The sequence below is a fragment of the Pseudomonas sp. O230 genome (assembly GCF_045447035.1).
Taxonomy (GTDB): Bacteria; Pseudomonadota; Gammaproteobacteria; order Pseudomonadales; family Pseudomonadaceae; genus Aquipseudomonas.
Genome location: NZ_JBJGXN010000002.1, coordinates 209,381 through 228,688 on the forward strand (window position 1 = coordinate 209,381; position 19,308 = coordinate 228,688).

At 60.5% G+C, this 19,308-nt stretch carries 15 protein-coding genes; 10 read left to right on the forward strand and 5 right to left on the reverse strand.

All coding sequences use genetic code 11. The features are described 5' to 3' along the window. Nucleotides 1-107 precede the first annotated feature (107 nt). Nucleotides 108-2,036: a transglycosylase SLT domain-containing protein gene (locus ACI77H_RS04320; protein WP_407010529.1), complete on the forward strand. Its 1,929-nt coding sequence runs from the start codon at nucleotides 108-110 to the stop codon at nucleotides 2,034-2,036. A 187-nt stretch (nucleotides 2,037-2,223) separates the two neighbouring features. Here ACI77H_RS04320 and ACI77H_RS04325 read toward each other — a convergent pair whose 3' ends face one another. Next, a complete protein-coding gene (locus ACI77H_RS04325; RefSeq protein WP_407010531.1) occupies nucleotides 2,224-4,029 on the reverse strand; it encodes an ABC transporter transmembrane domain-containing protein in 1,806 nt (601 codons plus the stop codon). Between the two features lie 247 nt (nucleotides 4,030-4,276). Between ACI77H_RS04325 and ACI77H_RS04330 the strand changes: the two genes are divergently transcribed. Continuing rightward, nucleotides 4,277-4,456 carry a PA1571 family protein gene (locus tag ACI77H_RS04330; protein WP_407010533.1) on the forward strand — a complete coding sequence of 60 codons (180 nt, stop codon included), beginning with the start codon at nucleotides 4,277-4,279 and terminating at the stop codon, nucleotides 4,454-4,456. A gap of 174 nt (nucleotides 4,457-4,630) precedes the next feature. Here ACI77H_RS04330 and pdxB read toward each other — a convergent pair whose 3' ends face one another. Beyond that, entirely contained in the window at nucleotides 4,631-5,773 is a 1,143-nt protein-coding gene (gene pdxB, locus ACI77H_RS04335) for a 4-phosphoerythronate dehydrogenase PdxB (protein ID WP_407010534.1), read from the reverse strand. A 176-nt stretch (nucleotides 5,774-5,949) separates the two neighbouring features. On the opposite strand from pdxB, the gene ACI77H_RS04340 reads away from it, so the two are divergent. Then, nucleotides 5,950-7,359, forward strand: coding sequence for an MATE family efflux transporter (locus tag ACI77H_RS04340; RefSeq protein ID WP_407010535.1), 1,410 nt, complete (start codon nucleotides 5,950-5,952; stop codon nucleotides 7,357-7,359). Nucleotides 7,360-7,482: 123 nt separating this feature from the next. On the opposite strand, the gene tusA is transcribed toward ACI77H_RS04340, so the two are convergent. Further along, nucleotides 7,483-7,734 carry a sulfurtransferase TusA gene (gene tusA, locus ACI77H_RS04345; RefSeq protein ID WP_214381966.1) on the reverse strand — a complete coding sequence of 84 codons (252 nt, stop codon included), beginning with the start codon at nucleotides 7,732-7,734 and terminating at the stop codon, nucleotides 7,483-7,485. Between the two features lie 176 nt (nucleotides 7,735-7,910). Continuing rightward, complete coding sequence (gene rlmM / locus ACI77H_RS04350) at nucleotides 7,911-8,984, reverse strand: 23S rRNA (cytidine(2498)-2'-O)-methyltransferase RlmM (RefSeq protein ID WP_407010537.1); 1,074 nt, start codon at nucleotides 8,982-8,984, stop codon at nucleotides 7,911-7,913. 222 nt (nucleotides 8,985-9,206) lie between these two features. On the opposite strand from rlmM, the gene acnA reads away from it, so the two are divergent. The 3 genes from acnA (at nucleotide 9,207) to ACI77H_RS04365 (ending at nucleotide 14,629) form a co-directional block, all read left to right on the forward strand. After that, entirely contained in the window at nucleotides 9,207-11,948 is a 2,742-nt protein-coding gene (acnA, locus tag ACI77H_RS04355) for an aconitate hydratase AcnA (RefSeq protein WP_407010538.1), read from the forward strand. A gap of 220 nt (nucleotides 11,949-12,168) precedes the next feature. Next, entirely contained in the window at nucleotides 12,169-12,960 is a 792-nt protein-coding gene (locus ACI77H_RS04360; RefSeq protein ID WP_407010540.1) for a lysostaphin resistance A-like protein, read from the forward strand. 103 nt (nucleotides 12,961-13,063) lie between these two features. Beyond that, nucleotides 13,064-14,629 carry a methyl-accepting chemotaxis protein gene (locus tag ACI77H_RS04365; protein ID WP_407010542.1) on the forward strand — a complete coding sequence of 522 codons (1,566 nt, stop codon included), beginning with the start codon at nucleotides 13,064-13,066 and terminating at the stop codon, nucleotides 14,627-14,629. A 199-nt stretch (nucleotides 14,630-14,828) separates the two neighbouring features. Here the strand turns inward: ACI77H_RS04365 and ACI77H_RS04370 are convergent, their stop codons facing one another. Then, nucleotides 14,829-15,515, reverse strand: coding sequence for an alpha/beta family hydrolase (locus tag ACI77H_RS04370; RefSeq protein WP_407010543.1), 687 nt, complete (start codon nucleotides 15,513-15,515; stop codon nucleotides 14,829-14,831). Nucleotides 15,516-15,626: 111 nt separating this feature from the next. Here ACI77H_RS04370 and ccoN point away from each other — a divergent pair, with 111 nt between their 5' ends. From ccoN to ccoP, 4 genes are read left to right on the forward strand one after another with little or no spacing between them, the layout of a single operon-like run. Beyond that, a complete protein-coding gene (ccoN, locus tag ACI77H_RS04375) occupies nucleotides 15,627-17,051 on the forward strand; it encodes a cytochrome-c oxidase, cbb3-type subunit I (RefSeq protein WP_150632536.1) in 1,425 nt (474 codons plus the stop codon). 10 nt (nucleotides 17,052-17,061) lie between these two features. Next, the gene (gene ccoO / locus ACI77H_RS04380; RefSeq protein WP_407010545.1) at nucleotides 17,062-17,670 is read left to right on the forward strand and encodes a cytochrome-c oxidase, cbb3-type subunit II; all 609 of its coding nucleotides are present in this window, start codon (nucleotides 17,062-17,064) and stop codon (nucleotides 17,668-17,670) included. A 3-nt stretch (nucleotides 17,671-17,673) separates the two neighbouring features. Further along, nucleotides 17,674-17,892 carry a cbb3-type cytochrome oxidase subunit 3 gene (locus tag ACI77H_RS04385; protein ID WP_407010547.1) on the forward strand — a complete coding sequence of 73 codons (219 nt, stop codon included), beginning with the start codon at nucleotides 17,674-17,676 and terminating at the stop codon, nucleotides 17,890-17,892. Beyond that, nucleotides 17,889-18,842 (forward strand): cytochrome-c oxidase, cbb3-type subunit III, encoded by a 954-nt coding sequence (gene ccoP, locus ACI77H_RS04390; RefSeq protein ID WP_407010548.1) that lies wholly within the window; start codon nucleotides 17,889-17,891, stop codon nucleotides 18,840-18,842. The genes ACI77H_RS04385 and ccoP overlap by 4 nt, the downstream gene beginning before the upstream one ends. Nucleotides 18,843-19,308 lie beyond the last annotated feature (466 nt).

A 19,308-nucleotide genomic window follows, 5' to 3' on the forward strand; every position in this document is an offset into this window, starting at 1 on the left:
TGAGAGGCCTGCAAAGCTTTCGTCCGTTGCTGGCAAAAGGCTAAGCTACAGTTAATTCAGTGTTGGCATCGTCAACGCTTGTCATGATTTCTCTGCCCGGACGTCTCATGCGCAGTCGCCTTTTTGGTCTTTTAACCTGTTTTCTTCTTTCTGCCACAGCCATCCAAACAGCACAGGCGGTGGACCTGTCTACGCAACGTCAATACTACGATGAAGCCAAGCGTGCCTTGGCCAAGGGTGATACAGGTCCTTACTTCCGTTACAGCCAGGCGCTTAGTGATTACCCGCTGGAGCCTTATCTTGCGTATGACGAACTGACCGCGCGCCTGAAAACCGCGAGCAACGCCGAAATCGAAAAGTTCCTCGCCGAACACGGTGACTTGCCGCAAGCCAACTGGATGAAACTGCGCTGGTTGCGCTGGCTGGCCGATCGCGGCGACTGGGCGACTTTCGTCAAGTACTACGATCCCAAGCTGAATTTCACCGAACTGGACTGCCTGAATGCGCAGTACCAGATCGGGAATAACCAGAAATCCGAAGGCTACGCCAACGCCAACAAGCTCTGGTTGACCGGCAAATCCCTGCCGGCAGCGTGCGACGGCTTGTTCGGCGTCTGGGCTGCCGAAGGCCAACTGACCGAACAGAAACGCTGGGAACGCACCAAGCTTGCCGCCCAGGCGCGCAACTATCCGCTGGCCAACAGCCTGGTCAATGGCCTGACCACCCTCGCTCCGCGCGGTCGTTTGCTGGTGGATGTGGCGCAGAAACCCGAACTGCTCAACCAGCCATCACGCTTCAACCCGGCCGACGAACCAATGTCCGACATCGTCAGCCTCGGCCTGCGCCGCCTGGCCAAGCAAGACCCGGACAAGGCTATGGACCTGCTCGACGGCTACGCCAGCAGCATGCATTTCTCCCGTGACGAAAAAGTCGCGATCGCCCGGGAGATCGGCCTGACCCTCGCTCGCCGCTTTGATGGCCGCGCACTCGACGTGATGACCAAGTACGACCCGGAATTGCGCGACAACACCGTATCTGAATGGCGCTTGCGCCTGCTGTTGCGTCTGGCCCGCTGGGACGATGCCTATCAGTTGACCCGCCGCTTGCCACAAGACCTGGCGACCACCAACCGCTGGCGCTACTGGCAGGCTCGCAGCCTGGAACTGGCGCAGCCGCAGAACCCGGAGGCACAGACGCTTTACAAAGGCCTCGCCCGTGAACGTGATTTCTATGGTTTCCTCGCCGCCGACCGCTCACAGCTGCCGTACTCGCTGAACAACAAACCGCTGGTGCTCAGCCAGGCGCTGATCAATAAGGTTCGCAACACGCCGGGCGTGCGTCGCGCCCTGGAATTCCACGCGCGCGGGCAGATCGTTGATGGACGTCGCGAGTGGTATCACGTCAGCCGCCACTTCAACCGTGACGAAATGGTCGCCCAGGCGAAACTGGCCTACGACCTGAAATGGTATTTCCCGGCGATCCGCACCATCAGTCAGGCGCAGTATTGGGACGACCTCGACATCCGTTTCCCGATGGCCCACCGCGAAACCCTGGTGCGTGAAGCCAAGGTCCGTGGTCTGCATTCGAGCTGGGTATTCGCCATTACCCGCCAGGAAAGTGCATTCATGGACGACGCCCGCTCAGGCGTCGGCGCCAGCGGCCTGATGCAGCTGATGCCGGGCACCGCCAAGGAAACCGCGCGCAAGTTCAGCATTCCATTGGCCTCGCCACAGCAGGTGTTCGATCCGGACAAGAACATTCAGCTCGGCGCCGCTTACCTGAGTCAGGTACACGGCCAGTTCAACGGCAACCGCGTCCTCGCCTCCGCCGCCTACAACGCCGGCCCGGGACGCGTGCGTCAGTGGCTGCGCGGCGCGGATCACCTGAGCTTCGACGTCTGGGTGGAAAGCATCCCGTTCGACGAAACCCGCCAGTACGTGCAGAACGTATTGTCGTACTCGGTGATCTACGGCCAGAAGCTCAACTCGCCACAGCCGCTGGTGGACTGGCATGAGCGGTATTTTGATGATCAATGATTGTCAATTGAGGTACTGACAAAAATGCCCGCATTGAGAAATGCGGGCATTTTTTTGGGAGCCACTTCATTTTCAGCGTTGACACGACCCACTGTAGGAGCCGGCTTGCCGGCGATGGTCGTTAACGATAACGCGTATGAACTGATTAAACGCGGCGCACTTGAGTCCATCGCCGGCAAGCCGGCTCCTACAGGTGAGGTGTTATCTCACCGACTGGGGTCGAGACATCATGCCCATCATTGAACTGCAACGCCGCCAGCCGCGCATACAGCGCATTGCTCGCAATCAGCTCCTGATGCGTGCCCACCGCCACCAGTTTGCCCTGATCCATGACCGCGATCCGGTCGGCGTTTTTCACCGTGGCCAGGCGATGAGCGATGACCAGGGTGGTGCGGTTTTTCATCAGGCTGGGCAGGGCTTGCTGGATCAGGTGTTCGCTTTGGGCGTCGAGGGCGCTGGTGGCTTCGTCGAGCAGCAGGATGGGCGCGTCCACCAGCAGCGCTCGAGCGATGGCCAGGCGTTGGCGCTGACCACCGGACAACCCGAGGCCGCCGTCGCCGAGGTGAGTCTGGTAGCCGCTAGGCATCGCCTCGATAAAGTCATGGGCGTAGGCGATCTTCGCCGCTTCCTGAACCTGCTCCAGCGTCGCTGTCGGGTTGCCGTAGCGGATGTTCTCTTCGATGCTGCCGAAGAACAGCGCCGGGGTTTGCGAGACCAGCGCAAAGCAACGGCGCAAGTCGAGCGGATCGAGTTGAGTCAGCGGCACGCCGTCGAGCAGGATGCGGCCTTCGGCCGGGTCGTAAAAACGCAGCAGCAAGTCGTACACCGTCGATTTGCCCGCACCGGACGGCCCGACCAGCGCGAGGGTTTCGCCGGCCTTGATGGTCAGGTTCAAGCCATCGACGGCGTAGCTTTCAGGACGCGACGGGTAGGAAAAACGCACGTCCTGCAGAACGAGATTGCCCGTCACCCGCTCGGGTAACGTCACCAGGCCAGTCGCCGGTGGCTGGATGATATTTTCCGAGCGCAGCAATTCGGCAATCCGCTCGGCGGCACCGGCGGCACGCTGCAGCTCACCTATGACTTCGCTCAACGTGCCGAACGCGCTGCCGACAATCAGGCTGTAGAAGACGAACGCCGCCAGTTCACCCGCAGAAATCCGCCCGGCCATCACGTCCATGCCGCCCACCCATAGCATGACGCCGACCGCCCCCAGCACCAGCACGATCACCAGGGTAATCAGCCAGGCGCGCTGGAAAATCCGTTTGCGGGCGGTGTTGAACGCCTCTTCCACGGTCACGGCAAAACGTTGTTCGTCCTGGGTCTGGTGGTTGTAGGCCTGCACGGTTTTGATCTGGCCCAGGGTTTCGGAAACATAACTGCCGATATCGGCAATCCGGTCCTGGCTCAGGCGCGACAGGCTGCGTACCCGCCGACCGAAAATCAGGATCGGCGCAATCACCAACGGCAAGGCGATCACCACGATGCTGGTGAGTTTCGGGTTGGTGATAAACAGCAGGACAATCCCGCCGATCACCATCAGCAGATTGCGCAGGAACAGGGACAGCGAAGAGCCGATCACTGATTGCAGCAACGTGGTGTCAGCGGTCAGCCGCGACTGGATTTCGGAGCTGCGGTTGTCTTCGTAAAACCCGGGATGCAGATAAACCAGATGGTTGAACACCTGACGGCGGATGTCGGCGACCACGCGTTCGCCGATCCACGACACCAGATAGAAACGCGCGAAGGTGCCAAGCGCCAGGCCCATCACCAGCAGCATGAACAAACCGATCGTCTGGTTGAGCAAATGCGGGGATTGGGTCATGAACCCCTGGTCCACCAGCAAGCGAATCCCCTGCCCCATGGACAAGGTGATGCCGGCCGTGACGATCAGCGCGAGCAAAGCACCGAAGGCCTGCCAACGATAGGGCGCGAGAAAAACACTGGTCAGGCGAATCGCGCGGCGGTGACGGGCAGAGAGCATCGGGTTCATCCAGTTACGCAATTGATGGGGGCAGCTTGAGGGTTCAATGGGGTTGAACTCTGTAAATCACAATGAGTCAGGTTAATTATGACCGCGATGACTAGGCCCTAGACGCTATTGGTCTAAAGTCCGGGTGGCAACACTTGGGTATTTCTGGTGGACTGATGTTGCCGTCCCGAGAAGATCGCAGGGAGTTGTCATAGCCCGGTCACCTGGCGGTTTTACAGTAAGCACACACCTGAAGAGGAGACAGGCCATGTCCTTGCAACATAGCAGCGATGACAAGATTCAAGTGATCCGCACACAGCCAGATCAGTCTTTGGGTTGCTCAATCATTGACGAAAAAGGCCAAGAAGTACCGATCACTGAAGGCATGATCCAGGACGCTTGCCGCGAACTGGAAAAGCGATTGGTCAAGCCTGCCAAACAAGATTGATATAGCCACCGTCTTCTTGACCCGGCCCAGATGGCCGGGTTTTTTGTGGGTGCTGATCCGCAATTGTGCAATGGCCATTCGCGAGCAAGCCCGCTCCCACAGGTTTTGCGCCACTTTCAAAAGTGCGCTGCTCCTGTGGGAGCGGGCTTGCTCGCGAAGGGGCCGACTGGGCTTCTAGACCGCCGTTGCACCCAATGCCGCCACGATCTTCAGCAACTCAGGCGCATCTCCCTCGATCCGCACCTGCAGCCCATCAATCTCCCGCCGCGATGGGTAGTTCTTGCGCAACCCATCAAACGCCGCACGCCGCTCGCTCACACTGCCGACAAGACTGCGACGGAAATCCGCGTCGTCACGGCGCGGGTCGTACACGCCACGGCACAACATTGCCAGCGCCCAGGCAGGATCGCTTTCAGCATTCAAGGTCACCTGCGACAACCACGGTGCGGGCAGCAAATCGCTCAGGCTGACCTGCGCCGCTTGCCCGAGAAAATCGCAATACGCCTGATAAATCTGCGCCGTCCCGCGCTGCTTGCCGTCAAGGCTGTAACCGGCAATGTGCGGCGTCGCGAGTACGCAGAGGTCGGCCAATGCCACATCGACCTCAGGCTCGCCTTCCCAGACATCCAGCACCGCTTGCAGGTCTTCGCGTTGCAGCAACACCTCGCACAGGGCAGCGTTGTCCACCACCGGGCCACGGCTGGCATTGATCAGCCAGGCGCCGGGTTTGAGCTGGTTCAAACGGTTTTTGTCGAACAGATGCCAGGTCGATCCGGCCCCGTGTTTTTTCAACGGGGTGTGCAGGCTGATGACATCGCACTGTTCGATGATGTGCTCAAGGCTGACGAAATCGCCCCCTTCAGCCGCTTGCCGTGGCGGATCGCAGACCAGCACGTTCCAGCCCAGCCCTTGCAGAACCTTGACCAGCCGCCCGCCCACTTCGCCGGCACCGACCACGCCGTACGTACGCCGGGTAAGATCAGCACCTTCGATTTCCGCAAGCGTCAGCAAACTGCCCAGCACGTAGTCAACCACGCCTCGGGCGTTGCAGCCGGGGGCGCTGGACCAGGTGATACCGGCCTGCTGAAAGTAATCGAGGTCGAGGTGATCGGTGCCGATGGTGCAAGTGCCGACAAAGCGCACCTTGCTGCCTTCGAGCAACGTGCGATTGACGTTGGTCACCGAGCGCACCAGCAACACATCGGCCTGCTCGACGGTGGCGCGGTCGATTGAACGTCCCGGTACCCGGCGGATTTCACCGAAACCTTCGAAGAAGGCATCGAGCAGCGGAATATTTTCGTCGGCAACAATCAGCATGGCAGGCTCCTTTGGCGGATCGGCAGTGTAGGCGCAGATGAAGGTGCCGGGCCACCGGGGATGTAAAAACCTGCGGAATTCGATTACAAATCTGCAACACAGGACTTTTCCTGACCGCTGCGTCAACGCGTAGAATGCGCCGCCTCGCGCATCAAAACCTTTTGGACGTTTCGCCCTTGAATTCCGTGACTGACCGCCCCGCCGCAACTTCCCTCAATCGACCGGCCCGGGTTCGCCTGGAGCTGAAAAACCTGCTGAGCCTGGCGCTGCCGATCATGATCGCGCAACTGGCCACCACCGCCATGGGCTTCGTCGATGCGGTGATGGCAGGTCGTGTCGGCCCACGGGACCTGGCGGCAGTGGCGTTGGGCAACTCGATCTGGGTCCCGGTGTTTTTGCTGATGACCGGCACCCTGCTGGCCACCACGCCAAAAGTCGCCCAGCGCTTTGGTGCCGGCACGCACAGCGAGATCGGCCCGATTGTGCGGCAGGCCTTGTGGCTGGCGTTGGTGGTGGGTTTGATGGCGACAGGCATGCTGTTCAGCGCCGAACCGATTTTGCACCTGATGAAAGTCGATCCCGAGCTGATCGGCCCGTGCATGCAATACCTGCACGGCATCGCCAGTGGGCTGCCTGCCGTCGCGTTCTACCATGTGTTGCGCTGTTTCAGTGACGGCCTGGGACGCACGCGCCCGGCGATGGTCCTGGGGTTGTGCGGTCTCGCGCTGAACATTCCGCTGAACTACATTTTCATTTATGGCCACTTCGGTGTGCCGGCCATGGGCGGCGTCGGTTGCGGCTGGGCCACGGCGATTGTGATGTGGGTAATGGCGCTGGGCATGGCCGGCTGGGAACGCTGGGCGCCGGCGTATCAGTCGAGCCAGTTGTTCAGCCGTTTCGACTGGCCGCAGTGGTCTGTGATCAAACGCTTGCTGGGCATCGGCCTGCCGATTGGCATCGCGGTGTTCGCCGAGTCGAGCATCTTCGCGGTGATTGCACTGCTGATCGGCAGTCTCGGCGCGACCGTGGTGGCCGGGCATCAGATTGCCCTGAACTTCAGTTCGCTGGTGTTCATGATCCCCTACTCCCTGGGCATGGCTGTGACGGTGCGAGTGGGTCAGGCGCTCGGTCGTCAGGAACCGCGTGAAGCGCGTTTCGCCGCCGGTGTCGGCATGGGCACGGCGCTGGCTTACGCGTGTATTTCGGCGAGCATGATGCTGTTGCTGCGCGAGCACATCGCGACCATCTACACCGCTGACCCAACGGTGATTCGCGTGGCGGCGATGCTGATCGTTTACTCGGCGCTGTTCCAGTTTTCCGATGCGATCCAGGTCACAGCGGCCGGTGCGTTGCGCGGCTATCAGGACACACGGGCGACGATGATCCTGACACTCTTCGCGTACTGGGGCATTGGTTTGCCGGTGGGTTACGCTCTGGGTTTGACCGACTGGTTCGGCACGCCGAGTGGCCCGAGCGGGCTGTGGCAAGGCTTGATCGTCGGCCTGAGCTGCGCCGCGCTGATGCTGTCGATCCGCCTGACGCGCAGTGCACGCAAGCGGATCCGCATCAGTCATTCGGCGGGCTGAAGCATTCAGTTCAGGGAAATCGAAATTGTAGGAGCCGGCTTGCTGCGGGTGGCGTTCCGACGATAGCGCCCTTAAGCACGCCATCGCCAGCAAGCCGGTGCCTACACCAAACCATTCACGGATTTAATCCGACTTCTTGCGAATCCAGTACAGGTAGGTGCCTGCCTCTTCATGCTGCGCGACCAACTCGTGGTCGAGGAATACGCAGAACTTGGGAATGTCGCGACGGGTCGACGGGTCGGTGGCGATCACCTTGAGCAGGCCGCCGGGTGCCAGGTCACGGATGTGCTGGTGCAGCATCATCACCGGCTCCGGGCAGTTGAGGCCGGTGGCGTCGAGGGTGCCGTCTACCGGCGTATCAAGCATTTCACTCATGATTCACTCCTGAAACTGGCCGGCATTGTCGCGCATTGCCGGGTTTAACGTCATCTGTGGCATACACCGTACCTGTGGGAGCGGGCTTGCCCGCGAAAGCGGACGGTCAGGCACATCTACGTTGAATGTGCCTCCCTCATCGCGGGCAAGCCCGCTCCCACAGGGATATAAGCATTTCAGCGGGCCTTGGGTTTCTTCACGTCGAGCCGACGCAAGTGGCACGTCACTTCTTCGCGGTCGTGATACAGCTGTTTGCAGCCGATTTCGACCCGAATCCCGCGCTCCTTGAAACCGTCGGCGATGCGTTCGAGCAAGCGTTTCACTTCGGCGTAGCGCTGCTTCATCGGCAGCTTGAGATTGACCACTGCTTCGCGGCAATGCCCTTCGCCAATCCACTCTTCCAGCATCGCGGCGTTGCGTGCCGGTTTCTCGACGATGTCGCAGACCATCCAGTCCACCGGCTGGCGAGGCTTGTAGGTAAAACCGTCGGCCATCAAATGTTGCACCAGACCGGTGTCCATCAGGCTTTCCGCCATCGGGCCATTGTCGATGGCCGTCACCAGCATGCCGCGATTGACCAGTTGCCAGGTCCAGCCGCCCGGTGCCGCGCCGAGGTCGACGCCGGTCATGTCACTGTGCAGGCGCTCGTCCCACTGGTCGCGCGGGATGAAATGGTGCCACGCCTCTTCCAGCTTCAGGGTCGAGCGGCTCGGCGCCTCGCGGGGAAACTTCAGGCGCGGAATGCCCATCGGCCACATCGCCGAGTTGTTCGACTCGGCCAGGCCCATGAATACTTCGCGACCGCTTTTGAACGTCAGCAGCAGGCGCGGCTTGTTCTCGTCCTCCACCAGCTTGCCCGCCGCCATCAGCGCCTTGCGCAGGTGCACTTCGAATTTCTTGCAGAAGTTCGACAGTTCCTTGCCATCGTTGGTATCGACCATTTCCAGCCACAGGCTGCCGCACAGCGGGAAGTCCGCCATGTGCGCGAGGATCACGCTGATGCGGTCGGTTTCCGGCAAGTCGATGAAAATCCCGCGCGCCCATTGGCGCGGGAAGATCAGCTCGGCAAAACGCTGACCGCGCATCAGGCGCTCGGCGCCGTCTTCTTCGGTGCAGATGAACTCGGCGCAGGCGCTGGCGGTTTTAGCCTTGGCATAGCCGGCCACGTTCAGCCGTGCGGCGTGTTCGGAAATCTCGGAACAGACTTCGCCTTCGAAGCCCGGCCGGCAATGCATAAAGAGGGTGTTCATTCTTACTCCTGGGCAGTTGGCGAAGAATTCAGCCACTGCGCGATGCCCAGACTTGCGGTGAAGCAAAGCCTGTCACGAAAACCGGCGCATGATAGCCGAGTTCGGAACCTTGGACTTGGCCATAGAGTCCAGTTATTAGCCAGCTACTCAAAACAGGGCTAGGTTTAATGCTCTGTCCGTCCCCTCAGTCCGTAGCCGTGCGGACTCAAAGGAGTGATCGCAATGCCGTCCCTCGATAGCCTGAAAACCCTTAAAACTCTGCAAATCGACAACAAGACCTACCATTATTTCAGTCTGCCCGATGCCGCCAAGAGCCTCGGTGATCTCGACAAGCTGCCGATGTCGTTGAAAGTGTTGCTGGAAAACCTGCTGCGCTGGGAAGACGAAAAAACCGTGACCGGCGCCGACCTCCGGGCGATAGCCGCCTGGCTCAAGGAGCGCCGTTCCGACCGCGAAATCCAGTACCGCCCTGCCCGTGTCTTGATGCAAGACTTTACCGGTGTTCCCGCCGTGGTCGACCTGGCCGCCATGCGCGCCGCCATGGCCAAGGCCGGTGGCGACCCGCAGCGGATCAATCCGCTGTCGCCGGTGGACCTGGTGATCGACCACTCGGTGATGGTCGACAAGTTCGGCAGTGCCAGCGCCTTCGGACAAAACGTCGACATCGAAATGCAGCGCAACGGCGAGCGTTATGCCTTTTTGCGCTGGGGCCAGAGCGCCTTCGACAACTTCAGCGTGGTACCGCCGGGCACCGGGATTTGCCATCAGGTGAACCTTGAATACCTGGGCCGCACGGTCTGGACCAAGGATGAAGACGGCCGTACCTATGCGTTCCCCGATACCTTGGTCGGCACCGATTCCCACACCACCATGATCAACGGCCTCGGCGTTCTCGGCTGGGGCGTCGGTGGGATCGAAGCGGAAGCGGCGATGCTCGGCCAGCCGGTATCGATGCTGATTCCGGAAGTGATCGGCTTCAAACTCACCGGCAAACTGCGCGAAGGCATCACCGCCACCGACCTGGTACTGACCGTCACCCAGATGCTGCGCAAGAAAGGCGTGGTCGGCAAATTCGTCGAATTCTACGGCGACGGTCTCGCCGACCTGCCACTGGCCGACCGCGCGACCATCGCCAACATGGCCCCGGAATATGGCGCCACCTGCGGTTTCTTCCCGGTGGATGACGTGACGCTGGAATACCTGCGCCTGTCCGGCCGCCCCCTCGAAACGGTGAAACTGGTCGAGGCCTATTGCAAGGCCCAGGGCCTGTGGCGCCTGCCGGGCAAGGAACCGGTGTTCACCGACAGCCTGGCGCTGGACATGGGTAGCGTCGAAGCCAGCCTCGCCGGGCCGAAACGCCCACAGGACCGGGTCTCGCTGCCCAACGTCGCACAAGCGTTCAGCGACTTTCTCGGCCTGCAATTCAAACCCACCAGCAAGGAAGAAGGTCGCCTGGAAAGCGAGGGCGGTGGCGGCGTCGCGGTCGGCAATGCGGATCTGGTCGGTGAAACGGACTACGAGTACGACGGCCACACCTATCGCCTGAAAAACGGCGCGGTGGTGATCGCCGCGATCACCTCTTGCACCAACACCTCCAACCCCAGCGTAATGATGGCCGCCGGCCTGGTGGCAAAAAAAGCGGTGGAGAAAGGCCTCAAGCGCAAACCGTGGGTGAAAAGCTCACTGGCGCCGGGCTCGAAAGTCGTCACCGACTACTACAAGGCTGCCGGGTTGACGCAATACCTTGATGAACTGGGTTTTGCGTTGGTCGGTTACGGCTGCACCACCTGCATCGGCAACTCAGGGCCGTTGCCGGAGCCGATCGAAAAAGCCATCCAGAAAGCCGACCTGACCGTCGCTTCGGTGCTGTCGGGTAACCGCAACTTCGAAGGCCGCGTACATCCGCTGGTGAAAACCAACTGGCTGGCCTCGCCACCGCTAGTGGTCGCGTATGCGCTGGCGGGCACGGTGCGCGTTGATATCAGCAGCGAACCTCTGGGTGACGACAAGGACGGCAACCCGGTTTACCTGCGGGACATCTGGCCGAGCACCCAAGAAATTGCCGACGCGGTGAATCAGGTCAACACCGCGATGTTCCACAAGGAATACGCCGAAGTGTTTGCCGGTGACGCGCAATGGCAGGCGATTGAAGTGCCGCAAGCGGCGACCTATGTCTGGCAGGACGATTCGACTTACATCCAGCACCCACCGTTTTTCGACGACATCGGCGGCCCGCCGCCCGTGGTCAAGGACGTCGCGGGCGCCAGAGTCCTTGCGCTGCTCGGCGACTCGGTGACCACCGACCACATCTCCCCCGCCGGCAACATCAAGTCCGACAGCCCGGCGGGCAATTACTTGCGCGAGAAAGGCGTGGAACCGCGAGACTTCAACTCCTACGGCTCCCGTCGCGGCAACCATGAAGTGATGATGCGCGGCACCTTTGCCAACATCCGCATTCGCAATGAGATGCTCGGCGGCGAGGAAGGCGGGAATACGATTTACATTCCCACCGGGGAAAAACTGGCGATCTACGACGCGGCCATGCGCTACCAAGCCTCGGGCACGCCGCTGGTGGTGATCGCAGGGCAAGAATACGGCACCGGCTCAAGCCGCGACTGGGCGGCCAAGGGCACCAATCTGTTGGGCGTGAAAGCGGTCATCGCCGAAAGCTTCGAGCGGATTCACCGCTCCAATCTGGTGGGCATGGGCGTGTTGCCCTTGCAGTTCAAGCTGGATCAGAACCGCAAGAGCCTGAATCTCACCGGTAAGGAGACCCTGGATATTCTGGGCCTGAACGGTGTCGAGTTGACGCCGCGGATGAACCTGACGCTGATCATCACACGTGAAAACGGCAGCCGCGAGAAGATCGAGGTGTTGTGCCGGATCGATACGCTGAATGAAGTCGAATACTTCAAATCAGGCGGGATTTTGCACTATGTGTTGCGGCAGTTGATTGCATCGTAAGTGTTTGCAGAAAAAGACACCGCCTTCGGGCGGTGTTTTTGTTTGTACGGACATCCCTATAATCGCCCCTCTTTTTTATACCGGCCCCGTAGCAGCAATCTTGCTCGCGATGGGGCCATAACATTCACATCGATGTTGCCTGACACTCCGCCATCGCGAGCAAGCTTGCTCCCGCAAGGGACCGAGACGACCCGCAGAATCTTCGACACAAGGACTTCAGATGTTTGCTTTGCCATGGACGCTCCTGGTCCTGCTCTCCCTCGGCTACGCCATGGCCCTGACCTACGGCCGCCTCGGCTGGCTGGCGCTTATCTCGGTTGCATTACTGCTGATCGCCGGTTTCGCGACTCGCCAGCAACAGGTCCGGATTGGCCACTACCTCGGTCACGGCCTGTTTGTTTTCATGGCGCTCGCACTGGCGATGCACTGGCTCCCCGGTTTCTACAATGGTCGCGGTATCAATCCGCAACGTCTTACCGACGATGCCGTACCGTTTGCCCTGTACCTGAATCTGGACAAACCGCTGATCGGTTTCTGGCTGTTGCTGGTCTGCCCGTGGATTGTCAGCCGGCGGTCGCTGCGGCGTACCGGTTTTGCCACCGCGATGGGACTGACACTGAGCAGCGTGCTGGCGTTGGGTGGCGCGCTGTTGCTGGGCCTGATCAGTTGGGCCCCCAAATGGCCGGATCAGGCGTGGCTGTGGCTGCTCAACAACCTGTTGCTGGTGACGCTGGTAGAAGAAGCACTGTTTCGCGGCTACCTTCAGGGCGGTCTCAGCCGCCACTTCAAACACCTGCCTTATGGTGAAAACCTGGCACTGCTGCTCGCCTCGCTGCTGTTTGGCCTGGTGCATGTGGGTGCCGGCTGGCAATGGGTGTTACTGGCGGGCCTGGCAGGTGTCGGCTATGGTCTGGCCTACCGTTTCGGCGGGTTGGGTGCGGCCATTGCCACGCACTTCGGCTTGAACCTGCTGCATTTCGGCCTGTTCACCTATCCGATGCTGGTGGGCTGACGCAACGGTCGTTTTGCGACGCGCCGCTGATTATTGAAATAAAAATTCAATAAACCCCTGGCGATGCCGACAACAACTCAAAGCCTTGCGGATTGAAAAAGCCATGCGTAACAACCAGCCCATTACACAACGCGAACGGACCTTCCCGGCTCAGCAACGGTTGATTTCCACCACCGATGCCAAGGGCGTGATCACCTACTGCAACGACGCATTCGTCGAAATCAGTGGGTTTTCCCGCGAGGAACTGATCCGTGCGCCGCATAACCTGGTCCGTCACCCCGACGTACCGTCTGCGGTGTTCGCGCACATGTGGGGCACATTGAAACAAGGCTTGCCATGGATGGGCATTGTCAAGAATCGCTGCAAGACCGGTGACCACTACTGGGTTAACGCCTACGTCACACCGGTGTTCGAAGGCAACCAGGTGATCGGTTACGAGTCGGTGCGGGTCAAACCCACCGCCGAACAGATCCAGCGTGCCGAAGCGCTCTACCAACGCATCAACCAGGGCAAGTCAGCAATTCCGTCCTCTGATAAATGGCTGCCGATCCTGCAGGACTGGCTGCCATTCATTCTGGTCAGCCAGTTGAGCTTCATGATCGGTGCCACCCTGAACTCTCACTGGGGCTTTGCCCTGGCCGCCGGTCTTTCGGTGCCATTGGGCCTGCTGGGGTTGAGCTGGCAACAGCGCGGTCTCAAGCGCTTGCTGCGCCTGGCCGAGCAGACCACGTCCGACCCGCTGATCGCGCAGATGTACACCGACAGTCGCGGCGCTCAGGCGCGTCTGGAGATGTCGATCCTCAGTCAGGAAGCCCGCCTGAAAACCTGCCTGACCCGTCTGCAGGACACCGCCGAGCACCTGAGCGACCAAGCGAAGCAGTCCGACACCCTGGCCCACAGCAGCTCCACCGGCCTGGAACGTCAGCGCGTCGAAACCGAACAAGTGGCCACCGCCGTCAATCAGATGGCCGCCACTACGCAAGAAGTCGCCAGCCACGTGCAACGCACGGCGGACGCGACTCAGGAAGCCAATCGCCTGACCGGACGCGGCCGTGACATTGCCGGGGAAACCCGCGAAGCCATTCAGCGCCTGTCGGTAGTGGTCGGCGAAACCGGTCTGACCGTGACGCAACTGGCCAAGGACAGTGATGAAATCGGCGGCGTGGTCGACGTGATCAAAGGCATCGCCGACCAGACCAACCTGCTGGCGTTGAACGCCGCCATCGAAGCAGCGCGGGCCGGTGAAATGGGTCGCGGTTTTGCGGTGGTGGCCGACGAGGTTCGTCAATTGGCGCAGCGCACCAGCGAGTCCACCGGGCAAATTCACGCCCTGATCGCCAAGCTCCAGCAAACCGCCAGCACTGCCGTGCAAACCATGGAAGCCGGGCATCGCCAGGCGGAAGAAGGTGTGGCGCGGGTGCTCGAAGCGGATCAGGCGCTGATCGGGATCAGCGAAGCGGTGGCGCACATCACCGACATGACCACGCAGATCGCAGCCGCGACCGAAGAGCAAAGCTCGGTGGCTGAAGAAATCAGCCGCAACATCAGCAACATCTCGCAACTGGCTGACCAGACGTCGGAACAGGCGCAGCACTCGGCGTTGTTGAGTGAAGAGCTGACGAAGACGGCGAATACCCAGTATTCGCTGGTGGAGCGGTTTAACCGCTGACAGTTGCTGGAGAGACAAAAACCCGGACAGTGAAAGCTTCCGGGTTTTTTCTTGCCAATCTGAAAGTGATGTTGCCTGTCAGGGCCTCTTCGCGGACAAGCCCCACAGGGTTATGCATTGATCTCAAAATCGAGCAACACCACCTATCACTGTGGGAGCGGACTTGCCCGCGATGAGGCCCTGACTGACGACGCACATCTCACTGCAGGAATTCGGCAACCTTGCCCGCCGCCGAAGCCAAATGCTGTTCATGGGTAAACCCCGAAGCCTTCAACGGCTTCAAATCATGATCCCCCGCCACCAACCAAAACACCTCGATACTCGGTGACAACGCGTAAGCCTCGACCGCCTCACGATTGCCCAAGGCATCGCGCTCGCCCTGCACAATCAACGTCCGCGTCTTCAGTGCCGCCAGGTGCTCGACCCTCGGTTTCTCCGGTTTGCCGACGGCATAAAACGGATAACCGAGGCACACCAGCGCATCCGCGCCCAATTCATCCGCCAGCAGACTGGCCATCCGCCCGCCCATGGACTTGCCGCCCATGGCCACACGCCCAGTGACATGACGTCGCACCACGGCGTACACCTCACGCCAGTATTCCAGCAATTTCGGCGCCGGGTTCGGTGGACGTTTACCGCCATCAATACGCCGTTGCGCCATATACGCGAACTCGAATCGCACCACGTTGACGCCCTGCGCAGCAAGGCGCGCAGCCATGTCATTCATCCAGGCGCTGTCCATCGGTGCCCCGGCGCCATGTGCAAGAATCAGCGTTACCGGCTCAACCGAAACCGTCGAAGCAGCCTCGTTCCACAGCCATCCATGATCCCGCACACACCGCGCCCATTGATCCCCGTCAATACTGGCCTTGTGCTCTTTGTCCATGCTTGCCTCGCTTTTAGTCTGCCTATAACTCCAGGCGAAGGAAGCGTCTGCCTTGCGCGGCTTACTCGCAAAGACGGGCCTTCACTTCGGCTGAACCGTGGATGGGGAACCATGAACACTTCTATCAGTACCGCCTACAACTACAAGGTGGTCCGCCAATTCGCCATTATGACGGTGGTGTGGGGCATCGTCGGCATGGGGCTCGGGGTTTTTCTCGCGGCTCAATTGGTCTGGCCTGAACTCAACTTCAATTTGCCGTGGACCAGTTTCGGCCGCTTGCGCCCACTGCACACCAACGCGGTGATCTTCGCGTTCGGCGGTTGCGCCCTGTTCGCCAGTTCGTTCTATTCGGTGCAACGCACCTGCCAGACCCAACTGTTTGCACCAAAAATCGCCGCGTTCTGCTTCTGGGGCTGGCAAGTAGTGATTCTGCTGGCTGCCATCAGCCTGCCGCTGGGTTACACCAGCTCCAAGGAATACGCCGAACTGGAATGGCCGATCGATATCCTGATCACCATCGTCTGGGTCGCCTACGCCATCGTGTTCTTCGGCACATTGGCCAAGCGCAAGACCAAGCACATCTACGTCGGCAACTGGTTCTTCGGTGCGTTCATCATCACCGTGGCCATCCTGCACATCGTCAACAACCTTGAACTGCCGGTGAGTTTCACCAAGTCCTACTCGGTGTACGCCGGTGCGACCGATGCCATGGTTCAGTGGTGGTACGGGCACAACGCCGTAGGCTTTTTCCTCACCGCTGGCTTCCTCGGGATGATGTACTACTTCGTGCCGAAACAGGCCGAGCGTCCGGTGTATTCCTATCGCTTGTCCATCGTGCACTTCTGGGCGCTGATCACCCTGTACATCTGGGCCGGTCCGCACCACTTGCACTACACCGCGCTGCCGGACTGGGCGCAGTCGCTGGGCATGGTGATGTCGTTGATCCTGCTGGCGCCAAGCTGGGGCGGCATGATCAACGGGATGATGACGCTCTCGGGGGCCTGGCATAAGTTGCGTAGCGACCCGATCCTGCGCTTCCTTGTGGTCTCCCTGGCGTTCTACGGCATGTCGACCTTCGAAGGTCCGATGATGGCGATCAAAACCGTCAACGCCCTCTCCCACTACACCGACTGGACCATCGGCCACGTGCACGCCGGTGCACTCGGCTGGGTGGCGATGATTTCCATTGGCGCGCTGTACCACATGATCCCGAAAATCTTCGGTCGCCCGCAGATGCACAGCATCGGCCTGATCAACGCGCACTTCTGGCTCGCCACCATCGGCACCGTGCTGTACATCGCCTCGATGTGGGTCAACGGCATCGCCCAGGGCCTCATGTGGCGCGCAGTCAACGAAGACGGCACGCTGACCTACTCCTTCGTCGAAACCCTGGTGGCCAGCCACCCAGGCTTCGTCGTGCGACTGGTGGGCGGTGCGATCTTCCTCAGCGGCATGTTCCTGATGGCTTACAACACCTGGCGCACCGTGCGGGCCTCGCAGCCTGCCGAAGTCGCCGCTGCCGCGCAGATGGCCTGAGGAGTCCGCCATGAAACACGAAACAATCGAGAAAAACGTCGGCCTGCTGATGCTGCTGATGGTCCTGGCCGTGAGCATCGGCGGTCTGACGCAGATCGTCCCGCTGTTCTTCCAGGACGTGACCAATAAACCGGTGGAAGGCATGAAGCCCTACACCGCGCTGCAACTGGAAGGTCGCGACATTTACATCCGCGAAGGCTGCGTCGGCTGCCACTCGCAGATGATCCGGCCGTTCCGCGCCGAGACCGAACGCTACGGTCACTACTCGGTGGCCGGTGAGAGCGTCTGGGATCACCCGTTCCTCTGGGGCTCGAAACGTACCGGGCCGGACCTGGCACGGGTCGGCGGCCGTTACTCGGAAGACTGGCACCGCGCGCATTTGTACAACCCGCGCAACGTGGTGCCGGAATCGAAGATGCCGGCCTATCCATGGCTGGTGGCCAATCAGCTCGACAGCAGCCACACCGAAGGCAAGATCAAGGCGATGCGCACCTTGGGCGTGCCGTACACCGACGACGACATCGCAGGCAGCGTCGAATCGCTCAAGGGCAAGACCGAAATGGACGCACTGGTCGCCTACCTGCAAGTGCTCGGCACTGCCATCAAGAGCAAGAGGTGAGCCATGCCCATTTCTTTTATAGAGAGCGAGATGAGCAGTGGAATGATCCGCGGCCTCGGCACGGTCGTGGTGTTTGTGGCCTTCGTCGGCCTCGCGTTGTGGGTGTTCAGTAGCAAGCGCAGCCCAGACTTCGCTGAGGCAAGAATGCTGCCGTTCGCCGACGAGTTGAAACCCGACGACGCCAACACCCAAGAACCTGAAACAAGGAGTACCCGGTCATGACCACTTTCTGGAGTACGTGGATCTGCGTACTGACCATCGGCAGCCTGATCGGCCTGACCTGGCTGCTGATCGGCACCCGCAAGGGCGAAACCAAGGGCAGCGTCGACCAGACCATGGGCCACAGCTTCGACGGCATCGAGGAGTACGACAATCCATTGCCGCAGTGGTGGTTCATGCTGTTCGCCGGCACGCTGGTGTTCGCCGTGGGTTATCTGGTCCTGTATCCGGGCCTGGGCAACTGGAAAGGCGTCCTGCCGGGTTACGAGGACGGCTGGACCGGCGTCCACGAATGGGAAAAGGAGATGAACAAGGCCGATGCGAAGTTCGGACCGATCTTCGCCAAATTTGCCGCCATGCCCTTGGAAGAAGTGGCCAAGGACCCGCAAGCGCTGAAAATGGGCGGCCGCCTGTTCGCGTCGAACTGCTCGGTGTGCCACGGCTCGGATGCCAAGGGCGCTTTCGGCTTCCCGAACCTGGCCGACAGCAACTGGCGCTGGGGCGGCGACGCCGAGATGATCAAGACCACGATCATGGGTGGGCGCATGGCGGCCATGCCGGCCTGGGGTGAAATCCTCGGTGACGCCGGCGTGAAAAACGTGGCCGCGTATGTGCGTCATGAACTGGCCGGCCTGCCATTGCCGGCGGACGACACCGCCGACCTGCACGCCGGACAGCAAGTGTTCAGCACCACCTGCGTAGCCTGTCATGGGGCAAACGGCCAGGGCACTGAAGCCATGGGAGCGCCGAATCTGACGCAACCGGCCGGATTTATCTACGGTACAAGCCTGGCGCAACTGCAACAAACCATTCGTCATGGCCGCCAGGGCCATATGCCGGCGCAGAACGAACTGCTCGGCAACGATAAGGTGCAACTGCTGGCCGCTTATGTGTACAGCCTGTCCCACGGTCTGAATACAGAGCGTTTGCAGGCGAAAGGCAAAAGCGAATAATTCTTGACCGTTCTGCTGCCGCATTCTTCCCGGATGCGGCAGTACCCTGCCCCTTTGCGACCCATTGTCGCACCCTCCGATAGTCCGCCTTTCGGTCCACTCGATTCGGGTCTAAGCTTGCCCCCATGCGGACTGGCTTGAGCCGGTTCCAGGTCGACCCGACCCGATGTGTTCAACGAATCTGCTCGATGACAAGCCGCAAAGGCTGGTAGATACCGGCTGTCGTGCCAATTGCCATCGGTCACCCGATCGTTGCGTTTGAACACACCCCGTTACAACTGACCTGACCCTCTCATCATTTTCGTTCGCTGCGACATTTTGTCCGAGGGCGATTTTGTCCTTACGCGGCGCATGGAAAGGCCGCAGAATCAGCTTTTGAAAGCATTGACCCAGGTCATGGCGCGTTGCAATGACCCCCTGCTTTCTCCATACTTGCGGCCGATTTTTACTCCTAATAAAACACCCA